This is a genomic window from Brumimicrobium glaciale, from assembly GCF_004152935.1.
Lineage (GTDB): Bacteria > Bacteroidota > Bacteroidia > Flavobacteriales_D > Crocinitomicaceae > Brumimicrobium > Brumimicrobium glaciale.
The window spans coordinates 311,415-328,922 of the sequence record NZ_SETE01000005.1; the positions used below are offsets into that span (position 1 = coordinate 311,415).

The window sequence follows — 17,508 nt, forward strand, 5'->3', positions numbered from 1 at the left end:
TTTTTGCGATGATTTTTTTACATTTTGCTAAGTTTGACTTTTTGCAGCAAAAAACAACAAGTAAAATTTTTCATCGTAATTAATGACTATGCCAGATGTAAAAGTAATTGTGTTATGAAAATGTCTGAAAAATGCAATAATTTAAAGAACAACAATACATCTATCAAGCTAAAATCATGTTCAAAAAACCGTACGAATTCTTTCTAGCCATTGACTTTAGTCCATGGCTAATACACTAACAATCACTAGAGCTATTAAAACTAAACTCCAACCTTTAAAAATTCCGAAAATTCAACATTCATAATTCATAATTACCCACCCCATTCTTCATAAAACTGATCTAAAAACTCCTCCATAAAAAGTGTTCGCTTTTCGGCAATTACTTTTCCCGAATGGGTATGCATTCTGTCTTTTAGAATCAGAAGCTTTTCGTAGAAGTGATTTACAGTATGCGTTCTCTCCTTAATGTAACTTTCTTTAGATTGTTTAATTTTTGGAGGAATCGCTGGATCATAAATTGGTTGTCCAATTGAACCACCGTAGGCGAAAGTCCTGGCAACTCCAATTGCTCCAATGGCATCAATTCTATCGGCATCTTGAACAATTTTTCCTTCTAGGGAATCCATGGTATCTTTCTCACCACTTCCTTTGAAAGAAACATACTTTACAATTAATGCCACAGCTAATTTTGTTTCAATATTTACATTTAAATGATCTAATATCTGACTTGCCACTTCAGCTCCTTTTTCAAAATCTCCGCCATTGAATTTATGATCTGATATATCATGTAATAATGCTGCTAATTCAATTACCTCTCTATTCCCACCTTCTTTTTCTTGAATTTTTAAGGCGATATTTCTTACTCGGTCTATATGAAACCAATCATGTCCAGTACCTTCATTTTCAAATAGTTTTTTCACCTGTTGTTCAACTGCTTGTATAACTTCTTTCATATTTTCTTTTATAATTATAATCAAAACCTCCGTAAATGAAATTAATCTCAAACAATATTAGTAAATTTAACTTCCATCTTAAAAATAATGAGCCATGAAATATATAGTTAAAAATCTTCCAGAATATTTTAAGTATCAAGAAAAAGCTCTTCAAGATCCCGAAAAATTTTGGAGTGAAATAGCTGAAAGTTTCAAATGGAAGAAAAGATGGTCCAGTGTTCTAAATGCCGACATGCACAAAGCAGATATAAAATGGTTTGAAGGCGGTCAATTAAACATTACTGAAAATTGTATAGATAGACATTTAGAGGAAAAAGGAGATCAAACAGCAATTATTTTTGAACCTAATTCAACTGATGAAAAAGCAGAGCACATTACCTTTAACAAATTATCTGAAGAGGTAAATAAAATCGCCAATGTTCTCAAGCAAAAAGGTATTCAAAAAGGAGATCGAATTTGTATTTACTTACCAATGATTCCAGAATTAGCTTATTCAATGCTCGCTTGTGCAAGAATTGGAGCAATTCATTCTGTTGTATTCGCAGGATATTCATCAACAGCCATTTCATCTCGTGTAAATGATGCAAGCTGTAAAATGCTGATTACCGCAGATGGTTCTTATCGTGGAGCGAAAGAAATTAACCTAAAGAACATTGTTGACAAAGCACTGGTTGACTGTCCAACAGTAGAAAGCGTTCTTGTAGTTAAACGTACCCACTGCGAAATTAAAATGGAAGCAGAAAGAGATTTTTATTTAGCTGACTTAACAAAAAGCGCAAGTACAGACTGTCCAGCGGAAACGATGGAAGCAGAAGATCCATTATTCATTCTTTACACTTCTGGTTCTACCGGAAAACCTAAAGGAATGGTTCACACAACTGGAGGATATATGGTTTATACAGCGCATACATTCAAAAATGTTTTCCAATATGAAAATGGAGAAATTTATTGGTGTACAGCTGATATTGGTTGGATCACGGGACATTCATACATACTTTACGGTCCATTATTGAATGGAGCAACAACTATTATATTTGAAGGTGTTCCTTCTTATCCAGATCATAATCGATTTTGGGAAGTTATTGAAAAACATAAAGTCAATCAATTTTATACAGCACCAACAGCTATTCGTTCATTGGCAAAACAAGATATTTCACATGTTGAAAAACACGATTTATCTTCATTAAAAGTTTTGGGTTCAGTTGGAGAACCTATAAATGTCGAAGCTTGGAATTGGTATGATCATCACATTGGTCAACAACGCTGTCCGATAGTTGATACGTGGTGGCAGACAGAAACTGGAGGGATTTTAATTTCACCTATTCCATTCTCTACACCTACGAAAGCAACATTTGCTACTTTTCCACTTTTAGGAATTCAACCTGTTTTGATGAGTGAAGAAGGAAAAGAATTAGAAGGAAATCTTGTGAATGGTAATTTATGTATCAAAACACCATGGCCAGGAATAGCGCGAACCATTTGGAACGATCACAAGCGCTATCACGAAACTTATTTCTCCGCTTATCCAGGATATTACTTTTCTGGCGATGCAGCATTGAGAGATCCGGTAGGATATTATAGAATTACTGGTCGCGTTGATGATGTCGTAATTGTTTCAGGTCATAATTTAGGAACTGCGCCAATTGAAAACACGATCAACGAGCATCAAATAGTTGCTGAATCGGCTATTGTTGGCTATCCTCATGACGTAAAAGGAAATGCTTTATTTGGATTTGTGACATTAAAACGACCAATCAGCGATGAAGAAAAAGAAGCATTAAAAATCGCAATAAACGAATCAATTTCAGATCAAATTGGTCCGATAGCAAAACTATCTAAGATTCAATTTACATTTAGCTTACCTAAAACAAGATCTGGAAAAATTATGCGTCGTATTTTAAGAAAAATCGCGTCTAATGAATTCACAGATTTAGGTGATACTTCTACCCTATTAAATCCAGAAGCAGTTGATGAAATAATCAAAAATAGAGAAAAATGAAAATCACTTTAAAAGTCTTATTTGTAATGAAAGGCTTCGTAATTGCAGGGCTAGTTATTTGGGGAGTATTTCTTGCAAAAAGCAAAACAGAATTACAATTAGAAAATTATGAATTAACAGAGAGATATAATTATTTAGAAGCTTTTAATGAAATTTTACAATACGATTTAGAAACTTCTAGAGATAGTGTTAGAATATTGGAGAAGAGAATTGATGATTACTAATTGTTAATGTTTAATTGTTAATGTTTAACGAATTGATATCGAAACGATAACACATGGAAATCGAGGTGATATTTGTCAGTATACACGCAACGCAATTGATTTAATTCGCAATTGATCAATAAGTGATTTGTCCGTTCATAAATACTTTAATTTCATTTTGAAATTGAACAATTAGTTCTCCTGAATCGGTGGTCGTTTGAATTTCACCTTCGGTAATCTGATCATTAATTGTAAATGGATGAGGCATATTTAATTTCCAGAGTTGCTTATTATATTCATTATGCATCCATTTTTCTCCTTTTTCATGATATAAGTTAATGAAATGATTAAATGCGTCGATTACTTCATAAATTAATTCTTTTGGGTTATAGTTTTTTCCTGTTTCCAAACTTAAAGAAGTAGCTCTTGGTGCGTCAAAATTTTGTTGATTGATATTCACACCAAAGCCAATAACAGAATTCCTTTGATTTGAAGTAATAAAAGATTCAATTAAAATTCCAACGGCTTTTTTATCATTAATCATAATATCGTTGGGCCATTTTATTTTAACATTATCTATGTGTTTGAGCAAAAATGATTGCAAAGCTAAAGCAGTAACATGATTAAGGGAAATCATATTGTTAATTTTCCACATATTAATGTCGGCAGCAATGCTCACTATCAAATTAGAAAATGCGTCAGATTGCCACTCTTTTCCACGCTGCCCTCTGCCATTTGTTTGAATGTCTGTCAGAATTACCGAGCCTGAATCAATAGCACCTGATTTGAACACCTTGGCAGTATAGTTGTTAGTACTGTCAGTGCGATCAAGATAAATTATTTTCTGACCTACAAACACATTTTGTATATCCATGAAACAGTTTAAAAGTAAGGGCGCAAAATTAAAATTTAATTAGCTTTGTAAGCAATTATTATAGAATGATAAAAATAGTAAAAGAAATTAGTGCAGAAAAACTTTGCGAGGTAATCGTTGAAGGGATGCAAGACAACAAAGCAGAGGATATTGTTGTAATAGATTTAAGAGACGTAGAAAGTGCAGTAACAGACTTTTTTGTAATCGGAAGCGGCGATTCAACTACCCAAGTTGATGGAATTGCAAACGCGATTGTACGTGCTACTCGAAAAACTTTAAAAGAAAAACCTTGGCACCAAGAAGGTAAAAACAGCTCACAATGGGTTTTATTGGATTATGTAAACGTTGTTGCGCATATTTTCCACAAAGATGTTCGTGAATATTATGAATTAGAAGATTTATGGGCTGATGGTAAGAAACGTCAGATTGAAAATCTATAAATATTAGAAATGGCAAAAGAAAACAAAGAGAATCAAAACAAGAATAAGCCCACTAAGAAGAATCCTTATTCTATTTATTGGATTTATGCAGCAATTGGAATTGCGATAATTGGGATCCAGTTATTCATGAGTTCCTCAACAACAAAGGAATTACAATCCAAACAAACTTTCTTAACCTTAATGGAAGAAGGTTTTGTTGAAAACACTATCCTCTGGAGAAATGTAGGAAGAGTAGATTTTAAAATCAACGAATCTGGAATTACAGCTGTAAATCAGGGTGATTTTTCAGGATCAGATTTCGAAGTTATGAGACGTGCGATGAACAATTCAGGGAAAACCTTGGGTACTGCTTCACCGCAATTTTCATTTGATATCGCGTCAACCGAAGCTTTTATAAAGGAATTTGAAACCGTCAATGACAAGCGAAAAGCAGATGGATTTGATGTTATTTCTTATCGTGTGGATGAAGAGCACAATTATATAGGACAAATATTCAGTTTCTTATTGCCAATCATTATCATTATAGCCATTTGGATGTTCATCATGAAGAGAATGTCTGGCGGAGGTGCTGGTGGTGCTGGAGGTCAAATCTTCAACATTGGTAAATCGAAAGCTAAAGTTTTTGAGAAAGGAAAAGGAACAGACGTTACATTTAAAGATGTAGCAGGACTTGAAGGAGCAAAAGAAGAAGTCGAGGAAATCGTGAACTTCTTGAAGAATCCTTCAAAATACACAGAATTAGGAGCTAAAATTCCAAAAGGAGCAATTTTAGTTGGCCCTCCAGGAACAGGTAAAACTTTATTAGCGAAAGCTGTAGCAGGTGAAGCAGATGTCCCATTCTTCTCGTTATCAGGATCTGATTTCGTAGAGATGTTTGTTGGTGTTGGAGCGTCTCGTGTTAGAGATTTATTCAAGCAAGCAAAAGAGAAAGCACCTTCAATTATCTTTATTGATGAGATTGATGCAATTGGTAGAGCGCGTGGTAAGAACAACAACATGGGTTCTAACGACGAACGTGAAAATACATTGAACCAACTACTGACAGAAATGGATGGATTTGGAACAAACTCTGGTGTTATTATTCTTGCAGCAACTAACCGTGCAGATGTATTGGATAAAGCATTGATGCGTGCAGGGCGTTTTGACCGTCAGATTTATGTTGACATGCCAGATTTAAACGAAAGAAGAGCAATCTTTAAAGTTCATTTAAAGCCTATTAAAACGGACAAAGAAATGGATGTTGAATTCTTGGCAAAACAAACACCAGGATTCTCAGGAGCAGATATTGCAAACCTTTGTAATGAAGCAGCATTAATTGCAGCCCGTAAAGACAAAAAGGCAGTTGAGAAACAAGATTTCTTAGACGCTGTAGACAGAATCGTTGGTGGATTAGAGAAGAAAAACAAGATTATTACTAAAGATGAGAAACGATCTATTGCATTCCACGAAGCTGGACACGCAGCTGTTTCTTGGTTAGCTGAACACGCTCACCCATTAGTAAAAGTTACAATTGTACCCCGTGGTCAATCACTAGGTGCTGCTTGGTATTTACCAGAAGAAAGAAGCATAACCACAACTGAGCAATTATTAGATGAGATGTGTGCTGCTTTAGGTGGACGTGCTGCTGAGGAAATTACATTTGGTAAGATTTCTACTGGAGCATTAAGCGATTTAGAGAAAGTAACTAAACAAGCTTATGCAATGGTTTCTGTTTATGGACTGAACAAAGTAGTAGGAAATATTTCTTTCTATGACTCACAAGGTCAGAACCAGTTTACAAAGCCATATTCTGAAGAAACTGCTCGAATTATTGACCAAGAGGTGAGTAAATTAATTGAGGAGCAATACCAAAGAGCGAAAGATATTCTTACAGCAAATCAAGATAAACTTAATCTTTTAGCAAGTAAGCTATTAGAAAAAGAAGTTATCTTCAAAGAAGATTTAATTGCTATATTTGGTGAGCGTCCTTGGGATAAACTTTCTGATATTGAGAAAATCAAATTAGCAGGAGAACATGCTGAGGTTTCTGCAGATGATGCAAATGTAATTGAAGATGATGCTGAAAAGCCAGCTTCCACAAATGGATCTGTAAATACTGAAAACAGCGATAAAAACTCAAATGAAGATGTGGAAGAGGATAAAAAAATGGATTCGTAAGATCCTTCCTGAAGAAACTGAATTTGAGAAAAATAAATTAGTCTACCGTACTTCACAAGTACACATGGCTAATATCATGAAATTAAAACTTGAAGAAGAAGGTGTCCATGTTATTGTAATAAATAAGATGGACACTTCTTATAACAACTTTGGTCAGATAGAAATCTATGTTAACCAAAATGATGTTATTCGAGCAAAATACATCATAGAAAAACCCTATGAATAACATTATTACGCGTGCCGTTTGGGGAGCTTTGTTTGTGGTTATCACCATCAGCTCTTTTATTGTTGGAGCCTATGCAGCAGCCACTGTGTTAGGCTTTTTTATGTGTATAGGTGTTTTTGAATTTTATCGATTCTTCGAAAAATCCAACATCGTCCAACCTAAGTCTTACAGTGGGATTTTGGGTGCACTCCTTCTCTATATTCTACTTACCTTAAAACAAATAGGTATAATTCAATTCCCGATTGAATTGGTATTGATTCCTATTGTTTTCCTACCCTTCTTATTCGTTATTTTCAGTAAGCAAAAAAATCCGCTACTTGATTTAACAGTTACCTTTTTCCCCTGGATTTATGTGATGTTTCCGTTCTATTTGATGTTCTCAATATATAACTTTGAAACAAGTACAGAACCTCAATGGACTTACATTATAGGTCTCTTTATCTTGGTTTGGACCAATGATACTTTTGCCTACTTGGCAGGCCGATCATTTGGAAAGCATAAACTTTTTGAACGTATTTCTCCAAAGAAAACTTGGGAAGGAACGATTGGAGGATTTGTATTTACCATTCTAGCAGGATGGATTTATGCTTTCTTAATGGATGGAGATATGATCTTCTGGATAGTAGCAGCTGTAATAATCTCTCCAACAAGTGTTTTGGGAGACTTGATAGAATCAAAATTCAAAAGAATTGTAAATGTAAAAGACTCCGGAACTATACTGCCAGGACATGGTGGAATTTTGGACCGTTTTGACGCTGTTATTTATGCTACGCCATTTTTCTATTTGTTGTTGACTACGTTTGGGTAATTAATTCATTGAACGTTTGAATAATAGGACGTTTTGCATATTAGGACGTTTGCAAAACGTCCCTTCATACAAAACGTTTTTCACGAAAGGTGTTTAAACCGAATAATACATTAAATTTACACCTTTTAAAATAAAATTACATAAATGAAATTACACAGAGAGGGATATCTCATCATAACAATCGGATTAATAATATTGATCGCTATACAAGTACTAAATTATTATTTATGGACAATAATTGGATATTGGTGGCTATATGCTTTACTTACATTGGGAGTTATTGTGATGGCTTACTTGATTATTCAATTCTTTCGTGTTCCTAAAATTACTTACGTTGAAAAAACGAATGAAATTATTTGCCCGGCAGATGGAAAAGTTGTGGTAATTGAAGAAGTTGAAGAAACGGAATATTTTAAAGACAAAAGAATTCAAATTTCTATTTTCATGTCGCCTTTAAACGTGCATGCGAACTTTAATCCTATTTCTGGATTGATGAAATATGCGAAATACCACAAAGGATTATTTTTAGTAGCATGGCATCCAAAGAGCTCAACGGACAATGAAAGAACTACTTTTGTTATAGAGCACGAAGGCGGAAAAGAAGTGCTTTTTAGACAAATTGCTGGAGCAGTGGCAAGAAGAATTTGCTATTATGTTCAACCCGGAGATAAAGTAAAAGCAGCTGAAGAATTTGGATTTATTAAATTCGGATCAAGAATCGATTTATTGTTACCACTTGACACAAAGATTGATGTGAAAATTGGAGATGTAGTAAAAGGAAGAATCACAAAAATTGGTGAATTAAAATAATTAAGCTATTTTTGGTTAGATTATAAAACTATAGACAATGAAAAAAGGATTAATGGTATTGACAATGGGATTGTTTTTTGGAACAATCGGATACACTTCTACAGCAACTGCAGGTGAACCTGTAAAAACTGAAAAGAAAGATTGTAAAGAAGATTGTAAGAAAGACTGTTGTAAAGACAAAAAATCAGAAGCTAAAACTGAAGGAAAAACAACAGAAGCAAAATCTTGTGCAAGCAAGGAAGGTAAAAAAGCTTGTTGTAGTAAAGGAAAAACTGAGAAAAAAGACTAGTCTTTTCTTAATAGATATTAAAAACGGAATCATTTATTTGATTCCGTTTTTTGTTTGAATACGTTTTGTTAGTCAAAGAAAATAGCACTTGGAAATCTCAATGGATAGATCATAGAGATGATTTCTCCAGCATATTTGTTGGCTGATGTTTACTTATAAAGCTTTTCAAAACTCCCTATTTTTTTTTTAATAGACCATTAAAAACAAAGTCATAAAATTAAGTCAGTTTTTTTACTCTCCATTTGTAACTATTAATTTTTCATTTTAAACTTACTCATCTTCCACCGCACGAATTCCATTCTCAGGATGCTTTCCTCTAAATTGACTCAATTGCTTTTTGATAAATGCGATATCCTTAATGACATCCCCAGTTGGAGTAAACAACTCTAAGAATCCACCTGTTTTTGTTGGGTAATCCATGTATCCAATATAAATTGGAACTTTTGCTCTTAACGCGATATAATAAAAACCTTTTTTCCAATTTGGATTATAACTTCTCGTTCCTTCAGGTGTAAAAACCATATACATTGATTCATTTTCGTTGAAGTGTTTTACCGCTTGGTCTGTAAATTTGTTGTTTTTATTGCGGTGAACTGGAATTCCACCAATTCCTTTTAAAAACCAACCTAATGGAGGGAAAAACAATTCGCTTTTGATCAAATAACGCCCCCTCACACCGTAGTGCATAAAGGCTAATTTACCAACAATAAAATCCCAATTGCTCGTATGTGGTCCCATAACAATAACTGCTTTATCAACCCCTTCTGGACTATCTTGAATATTCCATCCCATCATTTTCAATATCCACAATGCAAATTTCCCCATAATTATCTAATGAAATATCAATAATACTATTCTACTCCTTAATTTTGTGCTGGTTATTGATTAAATTTACCAACACAGTAATTCAATTACAAAGATAATTTTTTCAAACGAATACCCTTCGCAAGTGCAGAAATATAAACGTGTATTTAGCTTCTCAATTGTTCTACTCTTCTTAATTGGATTTTGGATTATTATTGGATTTGTAAATTTCACAACAGCAAAGGAAAGTACTTCGAATAGTAGTCTACTGCCTAGCGATATTGACATGGTAATGAGTGTGAATACCCAAGAACTTATTCATACATTCCTATTTGATCTATTATTCCAAGCAGATATAGATGAGAAAACTGCTCAACTCTTCATGCCAGAGGAAAGCCAAGAGATTAGTAAATTAGGAGCAGACTTAAGTGCTGAGGTTGTGGTTTTTTACGACAATTGGAACAATAGCTCAGCAAAAGGAGTTGTATTGAACATTTCAAATGAAGGAGATTTTAAAAGATATCAAATAGATGGCGAAAACACTATAAAATTTAGCAATTCAAAATATGGAGTTTTGATTTATTTAGATGACAAAGCATCTTCTGAAACGGTAACTCATTATACTCAATTGGCAGAGAAGATTGTAAATTCTAAAAAAATAGAAAATGGAAAATTCAATTCAAGAGGGTTAATCAATTTAGCTTATCAAGGAAACGATGGAACTTATCTCAAAGCCTTGAATCTTGATTTAAACATTAAAAACCAAACAATATCTATTAAGGGTAAAGGAAAACTTATTGATAATGCTGTTTCTAGTTCTTCAAAACAAAACATACTAAATCTGCCTACTTCTCAAAAATATTTTCAGATTCAAACAAGCGAGGTCCCTGAGGACGCAATGAATTACTTGGCTACTTCGTTTAATAAATTAGGAATTGAAGTTCCCGCAGTAAAGTCTATGCAGTTATTGATTTATGGTGTCGCAATAGATGAATATAAAGGGTCGATGGCCGTTTTGCCTAACTTAGATTGGATTTTAAGATTCAAAGAACCCTTTCAAATTGATTCTGTTGTTAAGAATCTCCATCCTAATTATAAATCGTTAATTGATTTTGAAAATAGAAGAATCACTATTGGAAATGTAAAATATAATTACAAACAAATATCAGAAAATGAAATTTACATTGGCTTAACTGAAATGCCTGATTATGTTGAAACAGAAATAAAACCCTACTATTCAGCGAGTGGTTATCCATCTGCTGTTTTAGAAATCGATGGACAAGGATTTGTTGCTGGCTTTATTAAAATGATGCCGCCAGTGAAGCTTTCAAAACAGTTTTTGGAAGATGTTAGCTATTTTGATATTCGCGCAGAGCAAGTTGGAGATTCATTAGAAATTAAAGGAGAGATTAGCGTCAAGGAAGGAAAGTTGATGACTGTGGAAATGGCAAAATATGTGATGTTGTTATTATAATTTTTAATGCTTATCGGCATTGTTTACCTGTAAAGTAATAATTTCAGAACTATCCCCCACACAATTGTTTCACGCTGTAATGGCACGCGGATGAAACGGATGCAAGCAACGCGGATACTCGCGGATTTTTCACATCAGGTGAATGCGGATTATAGCGGATTTCTTACGATTACTGCTGTAACTGAATTCTCATCTTTTAATTAAACAAACATCACATCTAATTAATTAGGAAAATCTAAGGTCTTGATGCTGGATGGTATTTTAACTCTATATTTACTGGTAGAGTATCCGATAGGCATTTAATTTTTATTTTGTAGAATCGTAAGACAGCGCTATTCTACGAAATAACAATCATCAATTGTCAATTGTTAATTGTTAATTATCCTTTCCATCAACCCTTTCAGATATTTCGGAGCATTAATTAATCGTGAACCATACCAAGTAAAATACTCTCCATCCACCAACATAATTTTAGCATTCGGAAAGTACTTTTGTAATTCTGAAAAATGCTTTTCTTTAAAAGGATAAGGTTCTGTGCTCAGAAAAAGATAATCCAACTCTGGCAGATTCTCAATGTCTAATTCAGGATAACGCACTTGATTTCCAAGAACATTTTCCATTCCCATGTGGTCTGTTAAAACAGTGTCAATAAAAGTAGCTGAACCCACACCCATAAATGGATCTTTCCATATCAAATAGGCAACTTTTGGTTGATCTGTGAATGGAATAATGGTTTTGAAATTGGTTTGAATTTGCTCAACGATTGCTGCACCTCGCTTTCCGACATTACAAATTTCAGCAACTTGAGCAATCATTTCTAGACTATCCGCTAAATTAAAAATATCACTCATATATACAGGAGCAATTTTCCTTAAGGCTTCAATATCTTCTTTGGTGTTTTCTTCTTTGTTCCCAATGATTAAATCAGGTTTTAATCGGGTGATTTTTTCAATATCAGCATCTTTTGTTCCTCCAATTCTTTCTTTGGAACGGAACCATTCGTTGGGATGAATGCAAAATTTTGTGATGCCTACTACTCTATCACCTAAACCTAAATCATAGAGCAATTCTGTTTGAGAAGGAACCAATGAGACAATTCTCATCGGTTCCTTTTCTAAATGTATTGTATTTCCTAATTGGTCAATCACTTTTAAAAACTAAGCCATTGCACCAATTACATCGTGTCTTGTAATAATGTGGTATTTATTGTCTCCAAGGTCAACCAAAACTGCTGGCACATCCTTATTGATCAACTTAGACAATTCTTTAATCGTTGCGTTTGGCTTAACAACAGGAAGTTTAGGTCCCATGATTTTACCAATCGCTTCATCTTTTATTTGTTCATTTCCAACAATCTGATTAATCAAAGCAGTCTCGTCAATCAATCCAACAAATTCTCCATCTTTCGTTACCGGAATTTGAGAAATTTTATATTGTCTCATCTTTGCAACAGCGTGAGAAACCAATTCCTCTACACCGATAGTTACCAAAGGATGATCTTTGTGATTTTCTAATAAATCATCAGCAGATTTGTGACCTTCTTCCAAGAAACCTCTTTCTCTCATCCATTCATCGTTGAACATTTTTCCAACATAACGACTTCCATGGTCATGAAATAATACCACAACAACATCGTCTTTCTTGAACATATCCTTCATTTGAAGAATCCCTTTGATTGCAGAACCAGCAGAGTTTCCAACAAATATTCCTTCTTCAAGCGCTAATTTACGTGTGTAAATTGCAGCATCTTTATCCGTTACTTTTTCGAAATGATCAATTACATCAAAATCAACGTTTTTTGGTAGAATATCTTCTCCAATTCCTTCTGTGATGTAAGGATAAATTTCGTTCTCATCAAAAAATCCAGTTTCGTGGTATTTCTTAAATACAGAACCATAAGTATCAATTCCGATAATTTTAACATCAGGATTCTTTTCTTTCAAGTATTTCCCAACACCAGAAATTGTTCCTCCAGTACCAACACCTACAACAAAATGCGTGATTTTACCATCGGTTTGTTCCCAAATTTCTGGTCCAGTAGATTCGTAATGTGCATCACGATTTGCTAAATTATCATATTGATTTACATACCAAGAATTTGGTGTTTCGGTAGCCAATCTTTTTGAAACAGAATAATAAGAACGAGGATCATCTGGTTCAACATTCGTTGGACAAACAACAACTTCAGCACCAACAGCACGAAGAATATCCATTTTCTCTTTACTTTGCTTATCGCTCAACACACAAATCAATTTGTATCCTCTAATGATAGCAACTAAAGCAAGTCCCATTCCAGTGTTTCCAGAAGTTCCTTCAATGATTGTTCCACCGGGTTGAATCAAGCCTTTCTTTTCCGCTTCATCAACCATTTTCACAGCCATTCTGTCCTTAGCTGAATTCCCTGGGTTTGTCGTTTCTACTTTAGCTAAAACGGTCGCATCTATGGATTTCGTTAGTTTATTAATCCTAACCAAAGGCGTATTTCCAATCGTCTCTAATATGTTGTTGTATACTTTCATTCAATTTGTTTTTTGCAAAGATAAGAAGTAGTTGGGGAAGAATTAATTATTAATGGTTAATTATTAATTGTTAACGGAAAAAAGACGAATGTTGTGAATTATGAACAATACCTTTATAACTTGAATCGAGTTTTCTTTATTTGAAGTAAATATTTTTGGGGATTACCTTCACCATTCCATTGAACCAATAGAGTTAGGAGCCTATACGACTAATTTAGCTGATATTAAAATCACTGCACACCACTTTTAGCGGTAATAAAGTATCGTGAGATGTCAGTTTTTTACATCCCATTTCGACAAGCTCAATGCAGCGCATTGAGAACTCTAGACTAAGTGTTTTTTTCTTTCAAATGAATTTTTTCTCACTATTAATAAGTTGGGATTATTCACCCTATATTTGTTTAGCAAAGCATTAGTAGGGTTTTATACAAAAAAGCAATTATTGAAGAAATAACATCATGAAAGAAATTACATTAAAAGTTCCCGAAACTAAATTAAGCTTCTTTATGGAGCTCGTTAATCAGCTTGGTTTAGATGTTAAGGATGATTAAATAAATATTCCTTTAGAACAGCAACAAGAAGCTCAAAGCCGATTAGAACTTGTACAAGAAGGCAAAATGAAAACAAGAAGTTGGAGTGAAGCCAAACAAGATGTTTTTAATCAATAATGGAATATTCTTTATCTATTTCAGAAGCTGCCGAGCTTGATACCAGAAATGCATTTCTTTGGTATGAAGATCAAAAAGACGATTTAGGTCTCAGGTTTGAAAACATATCTCCAGAACCATCCAAAATATTCAGAAAAACCCCCTGAAGATTCAAATTCGGTACAATCAAACTAGAGTGGCATTTTTACAGAAATTTCCCTACGGTGTGCATTTTAATGTTCGTGAAAATGAAATAATTATTGTTGCTGTTTTTCATACTTCTAGAAGTCCACAGAAGTGGGAGTAAAAGGTAAAACGCATTAGTACAACTGCAGCGCAGTGGGGTATTGGTCAAGAAGAAATGCACTCCTTTGAAGTGGATCTAGTGCGCAAGAAAACCTAAGAAAAGCCTACGAATTAAGACCTAAAGTAGACCCTAAAAAGAAAAAATAACCGCAGCAATGAAAACTACTAAACCTTTCGAAGTAATCTATATAACTGGTATTGTTACGCCAACAGCTGAGGATGGAGATGTTTTAACCTTTCTTGCTTTAGATGATTATTCCAAATTCCTGTTTCCTCCTCAAATGAAAAAAACAGAGAGTACCGACACCGAGTTTATTGATCTACTTGTAAAGTTCTTTAATGGAATAAATGAAACGTATGATAGAAAAATTCATGCGTAAAGTACGATCTACTACACCGACCTAACCAAGCCTTTTCAGCCCTTCATGTCTAGTGTGATCATGAAAGATGATAAGCTTTTATTTAAACCTGAGCTTGTAGAAAAAGTCTTTTCAACCTATTATTAAAGATTTTGGTTTTAAAAAATGAATAAAAAAACACACCGCGAACGAGATTGAATCTCGTAACAGCGGGGGAGATTATTTGGAGTATACAAAGTTACTCTAAAGTAGCATTACCATTTATCAAATAAATTCATATAAACTAAATAAATCGCCCAAATTATGCAAGCAAGACCTCCTACTATTGAAGACATTAATGGTTGAAATGGTGAATTTCTGTTTCTAATTTGCTCAGTCTTAAAAATTGCAGTGTACAGTAGATATATACCAATTAAAAAAGTTAAAAAATTTCCCCAATAGTTATAAATAAAAAAATCTTTCATATTTTGAAATATAATAGTTTAAGGCTCTTCACCAGTAGAAATAGTTTCAGCTTCAATAACATCACCACCCTTTCTTAAGGTTTGATTTGTAATATATTCTAATGATTTCGAATCTGTGGAGCCTTTGGTAACGAGACCGACTATTGGGTCGTGCATTCTATACTTGTAATTAATTGAGTTTCCCTCGCCTTTAACGTTATCATCTTTCTCCATTCCATTGAAGCCATATCGATAAGCGCCTATTTCCCATCACATTACTTCGAAACAACAATCTTCTCCACTCTCATAAAACTCTCTTTCCCTATCCTCACCAAATAAACTCCATTGGATAAACCGGTTTTGTCAAATGATGCTGACATTTTACCTTCTATTGTTTCCTTGGTTTGTCTTTCAATTAATTTTCCACTGATGTCAAATAAATCTATGTACATCTCTTTTGAATTGGGTAAGTAACTTCCTTCAATCAAAATGCTTTCGTCGTTTTGCATTAGAATCAGTGTTGGATCGTTGTCCATTGATTCATCTTTTACACCAACCTGACTTTGAAGATTGAAAGAGAATATCCTAGTTTTTCTTGATCCTCCAGAACCAATATACTCACCAGTGTACCAAAATTCTTGTCCGTTTGGTGATAGAGACATGTGTGAATAATCACCATAACGATTGGCTTGTGATTGAAAAGTCACTCCTTTTTTGGCCCAAGTTTCAGTAAAAGTAAATTTCCCTAATTCATCTCCGGCGAAACGACCTGTTGCAGCTAATCCAGGAAATTCAGTAGGACCAGAAACAGAATAACCCATTCCAATATGTCCATTGTAGTCCATTGATATACTTCCTAAAAAACGACTATTTCCATCAGCAATAGAATAAGTTCCTTGCTGATAAATTGCCCAATCGTCATTATCTGTATCTTGTCTTAATTCATACCAACGAATACCTGCTGTATTGGTATTGTCGATGTCTACAACATTACATAACAAGACCGTATTATATGTTGGCCATTTTAAATATTGCGCTCTGTAATTGAATATAGAAGCAATTGCATCTAATTTTTGATTTGTTCCTTTTTGCTTAATATCGTCCCAAGAATTAGTAAAAGTTGAATTAAAAGGAGCTGTACTAATTTCTTGATCTATTACAATCGTTGTATTGCTGGGCGTAATCCAATCAACATTCATTTTTAGCACTTTAATATGATCTTCGGTTACTGAAGCGCTCCAAGAATCATCTTGAAATAAAAACATACTGATTGGTGTTCCGTAAGGTGGTAAATCTCCATCAGCATCAGCAGGTAGTACACTTTTGAATCCATATTGTGATGCAAAAACAGGAATATCTAAAGCTATCATTGAAGCAGTTGCATCACCAACTAACATTTTATCGCGCTCAAAAGCAACAATATCATCACCTTGCGTGTTTGAAGTCATATAATAACCATCAGACCAAACAGAATATTTCGGATAATCTGGAAAATCGTTGAATTGAAAAGAATACGTATAATAAGCTCCAGTAGGATCAGAAGTTTCTGAAACAGCAATTAAAATTTCGTTTGAACCTGTTTGGAATTGGGTAACGAAAAATCTTTCTGCATGTCTGTCCCAAAGCACAATTGGGTCTCCAGAATTAGTTGATCCTAGCCATAAATCTTTCAATTGAATAATTCCTGTTGCTGGTGTACCATCCAAATTATAAACTCTATAAGCAACATTTACTGCTTGCACATAATAATCTTCACTCACTGCCCCTGAAGGATCTGGTGGAAAAGCACCATTCATTCCGTTAAAATTTTGAATAAGATTTACTTCTCCTCGTGATTTTTCAGCGGAACCAGAAGCCTTTGTTACAAAATTTTGAACAAGCGGATCGTATTTCTTAGGTAAAGCAGTAGAATCCATATAAACAGGACGCACTCTATTCTTGCGCACTTTTGCTTCATCGTTATAGTAAACCATTGAACTTTCATCATGAATTTGAGGCATGTCTCTTAATGGTTTCGAAAGTCCAAGATAAGTACCTTGTTTTTTAATAACATTTGACTCTCCAGCTACTTGTCCAAAAGAAAAGGATGAACCTGCTAAAAATAAAATCGTGATAAATAAATATAAATTCTTCATGTTATAAAAATAACGAAAAATTATAAATGAAAAATGAAAAATTTAAGGATTCATTGATTTAA

Annotated in this window: 18 protein-coding genes; 11 read left to right on the forward strand and 7 right to left on the reverse strand. The window is 33.9% G+C overall.

Annotated features, from left to right (window positions below; genetic code table 11):
* Positions 1-311 precede the first annotated feature (311 nt).
* A complete protein-coding gene (locus tag ERX46_RS13030) occupies positions 312-953 on the reverse strand; it encodes an HD domain-containing protein (RefSeq protein WP_130094307.1) in 642 nt (213 codons plus the stop codon).
* Between the two features lie 94 nt (positions 954-1,047).
* Between ERX46_RS13030 and acs the strand changes: the two genes are divergently transcribed.
* Both acs and ERX46_RS13040 read left to right on the forward strand, forming a co-directional pair.
* The gene (acs, locus tag ERX46_RS13035; RefSeq protein ID WP_130094308.1) at positions 1,048-2,952 is read left to right on the forward strand and encodes an acetate--CoA ligase; all 1,905 of its coding nucleotides are present in this window, start codon (positions 1,048-1,050) and stop codon (positions 2,950-2,952) included.
* Positions 2,949-3,176: a hypothetical protein gene (locus tag ERX46_RS13040; protein WP_130094309.1), complete on the forward strand. Its 228-nt coding sequence runs from the start codon at positions 2,949-2,951 to the stop codon at positions 3,174-3,176. The genes acs and ERX46_RS13040 overlap by 4 nt, the downstream gene beginning before the upstream one ends.
* A gap of 115 nt (positions 3,177-3,291) precedes the next feature.
* Here the strand turns inward: ERX46_RS13040 and ERX46_RS13045 are convergent, their stop codons facing one another.
* Positions 3,292-4,029, reverse strand: coding sequence for a biotin--[acetyl-CoA-carboxylase] ligase (locus tag ERX46_RS13045; RefSeq protein ID WP_130094310.1), 738 nt, complete (start codon positions 4,027-4,029; stop codon positions 3,292-3,294).
* A 65-nt stretch (positions 4,030-4,094) separates the two neighbouring features.
* On the opposite strand from ERX46_RS13045, the gene rsfS reads away from it, so the two are divergent.
* The 6 genes from rsfS (at position 4,095) to ERX46_RS13075 (ending at position 8,759) form a co-directional block, all read left to right on the forward strand.
* Positions 4,095-4,469: a ribosome silencing factor gene (gene rsfS, locus ERX46_RS13050; protein ID WP_130094311.1), complete on the forward strand. Its 375-nt coding sequence runs from the start codon at positions 4,095-4,097 to the stop codon at positions 4,467-4,469.
* Between the two features lie 9 nt (positions 4,470-4,478).
* On the forward strand, positions 4,479-6,626 hold the full coding sequence (gene ftsH / locus ERX46_RS13055; RefSeq protein ID WP_130094312.1) for an ATP-dependent zinc metalloprotease FtsH: 2,148 nt from the start codon (positions 4,479-4,481) through the stop codon (positions 6,624-6,626).
* Positions 6,595-6,852, forward strand: coding sequence for a putative signal transducing protein (locus ERX46_RS13060; protein ID WP_130094313.1), 258 nt, complete (start codon positions 6,595-6,597; stop codon positions 6,850-6,852). The genes ftsH and ERX46_RS13060 overlap by 32 nt, the downstream gene beginning before the upstream one ends.
* Positions 6,845-7,660, forward strand: a complete 816-nt coding sequence (locus ERX46_RS13065) for a phosphatidate cytidylyltransferase (protein ID WP_130094314.1) — start codon at positions 6,845-6,847, stop codon at positions 7,658-7,660. The genes ERX46_RS13060 and ERX46_RS13065 overlap by 8 nt, the downstream gene beginning before the upstream one ends.
* 144 nt (positions 7,661-7,804) lie before the next feature.
* The gene (locus tag ERX46_RS13070; protein ID WP_130094315.1) at positions 7,805-8,470 is read left to right on the forward strand and encodes a phosphatidylserine decarboxylase family protein; all 666 of its coding nucleotides are present in this window, start codon (positions 7,805-7,807) and stop codon (positions 8,468-8,470) included.
* A gap of 37 nt (positions 8,471-8,507) precedes the next feature.
* A complete protein-coding gene (locus tag ERX46_RS13075) occupies positions 8,508-8,759 on the forward strand; it encodes a hypothetical protein (RefSeq protein WP_130094316.1) in 252 nt (83 codons plus the stop codon).
* 270 nt (positions 8,760-9,029) lie between these two features.
* Here ERX46_RS13075 and ERX46_RS13080 read toward each other — a convergent pair whose 3' ends face one another.
* Positions 9,030-9,584, reverse strand: a complete 555-nt coding sequence (locus ERX46_RS13080; protein WP_130094317.1) for a 1-acyl-sn-glycerol-3-phosphate acyltransferase — start codon at positions 9,582-9,584, stop codon at positions 9,030-9,032.
* 124 nt (positions 9,585-9,708) lie between these two features.
* Between ERX46_RS13080 and ERX46_RS13085 the strand changes: the two genes are divergently transcribed.
* Complete coding sequence (locus tag ERX46_RS13085; RefSeq protein WP_130094318.1) at positions 9,709-11,037, forward strand: hypothetical protein; 1,329 nt, start codon at positions 9,709-9,711, stop codon at positions 11,035-11,037.
* Positions 11,038-11,405: 368 nt separating this feature from the next.
* Here the strand turns inward: ERX46_RS13085 and ERX46_RS13090 are convergent, their stop codons facing one another.
* Both ERX46_RS13090 and ERX46_RS13095 read right to left on the reverse strand, forming a co-directional pair.
* Positions 11,406-12,140: an ABC transporter substrate-binding protein gene (locus ERX46_RS13090; RefSeq protein WP_130094319.1), complete on the reverse strand. Its 735-nt coding sequence runs from the start codon at positions 12,138-12,140 to the stop codon at positions 11,406-11,408.
* A 54-nt stretch (positions 12,141-12,194) separates the two neighbouring features.
* Complete coding sequence (locus tag ERX46_RS13095) at positions 12,195-13,556, reverse strand: pyridoxal-phosphate dependent enzyme (RefSeq protein ID WP_130094320.1); 1,362 nt, start codon at positions 13,554-13,556, stop codon at positions 12,195-12,197.
* Positions 13,557-14,113: 557 nt separating this feature from the next.
* Here ERX46_RS13095 and ERX46_RS17890 point away from each other — a divergent pair.
* On the forward strand, positions 14,114-14,224 hold the full coding sequence (locus ERX46_RS17890; protein ID WP_394345120.1) for an addiction module protein: 111 nt from the start codon (positions 14,114-14,116) through the stop codon (positions 14,222-14,224).
* A gap of 440 nt (positions 14,225-14,664) precedes the next feature.
* The gene (locus ERX46_RS13105) at positions 14,665-14,889 is read left to right on the forward strand and encodes a hypothetical protein (protein ID WP_130094321.1); all 225 of its coding nucleotides are present in this window, start codon (positions 14,665-14,667) and stop codon (positions 14,887-14,889) included.
* Between the two features lie 461 nt (positions 14,890-15,350).
* On the opposite strand, the gene ERX46_RS13110 is transcribed toward ERX46_RS13105, so the two are convergent.
* On the reverse strand, positions 15,351-15,545 hold the full coding sequence (locus ERX46_RS13110) for a hypothetical protein (protein WP_130094322.1): 195 nt from the start codon (positions 15,543-15,545) through the stop codon (positions 15,351-15,353).
* A 41-nt stretch (positions 15,546-15,586) separates the two neighbouring features.
* Positions 15,587-17,446 carry a T9SS type A sorting domain-containing protein gene (locus ERX46_RS13115; RefSeq protein ID WP_130094323.1) on the reverse strand — a complete coding sequence of 620 codons (1,860 nt, stop codon included), beginning with the start codon at positions 17,444-17,446 and terminating at the stop codon, positions 15,587-15,589.
* Positions 17,447-17,508: the final 62 nt, after the last annotated feature.

Bases quoted from the DNA above. Each gene is read 5' to 3' on its own strand.
- ERX46_RS13070 (WP_130094315.1), top strand. From the start codon at position 7,805: ATGAAATTACACAGAGAGGGATATCTCATCATAACAATCGGATTAATA.
- ERX46_RS13075 (WP_130094316.1), top strand. From the start codon at position 8,508: ATGAAAAAAGGATTAATGGTATTGACAATGGGATTGTTTTTTGGAACA.
- ftsH (WP_130094312.1), top strand. From the start codon at position 4,479: ATGGCAAAAGAAAACAAAGAGAATCAAAACAAGAATAAGCCCACTAAG.
- ERX46_RS13065 (WP_130094314.1), top strand. From the start codon at position 6,845: ATGAATAACATTATTACGCGTGCCGTTTGGGGAGCTTTGTTTGTGGTT.
- rsfS (WP_130094311.1), top strand. From the start codon at position 4,095: ATGATAAAAATAGTAAAAGAAATTAGTGCAGAAAAACTTTGCGAGGTA.
- ERX46_RS13115 (WP_130094323.1), bottom strand. From the start codon at position 17,446: ATGAAGAATTTATATTTATTTATCACGATTTTATTTTTAGCAGGTTCA.
- ERX46_RS13040 (WP_130094309.1), top strand. From the start codon at position 2,949: ATGAAAATCACTTTAAAAGTCTTATTTGTAATGAAAGGCTTCGTAATT.
- ERX46_RS13090 (WP_130094319.1), bottom strand. From the start codon at position 12,140: ATGAGAATTGTCTCATTGGTTCCTTCTCAAACAGAATTGCTCTATGAT.
- ERX46_RS13060 (WP_130094313.1), top strand. From the start codon at position 6,595: ATGTGGAAGAGGATAAAAAAATGGATTCGTAAGATCCTTCCTGAAGAA.
- ERX46_RS13110 (WP_130094322.1), bottom strand. From the start codon at position 15,545: ATGGAGAAAGATGATAACGTTAAAGGCGAGGGAAACTCAATTAATTAC.
- ERX46_RS13045 (WP_130094310.1), bottom strand. From the start codon at position 4,029: ATGGATATACAAAATGTGTTTGTAGGTCAGAAAATAATTTATCTTGAT.
- ERX46_RS13080 (WP_130094317.1), bottom strand. From the start codon at position 9,584: ATGGGGAAATTTGCATTGTGGATATTGAAAATGATGGGATGGAATATT.
- ERX46_RS13095 (WP_130094320.1), bottom strand. From the start codon at position 13,556: ATGAAAGTATACAACAACATATTAGAGACGATTGGAAATACGCCTTTG.
- ERX46_RS13105 (WP_130094321.1), top strand. From the start codon at position 14,665: ATGAAAACTACTAAACCTTTCGAAGTAATCTATATAACTGGTATTGTT.
- ERX46_RS13030 (WP_130094307.1), bottom strand. From the start codon at position 953: ATGAAAGAAGTTATACAAGCAGTTGAACAACAGGTGAAAAAACTATTT.
- acs (WP_130094308.1), top strand. From the start codon at position 1,048: ATGAAATATATAGTTAAAAATCTTCCAGAATATTTTAAGTATCAAGAA.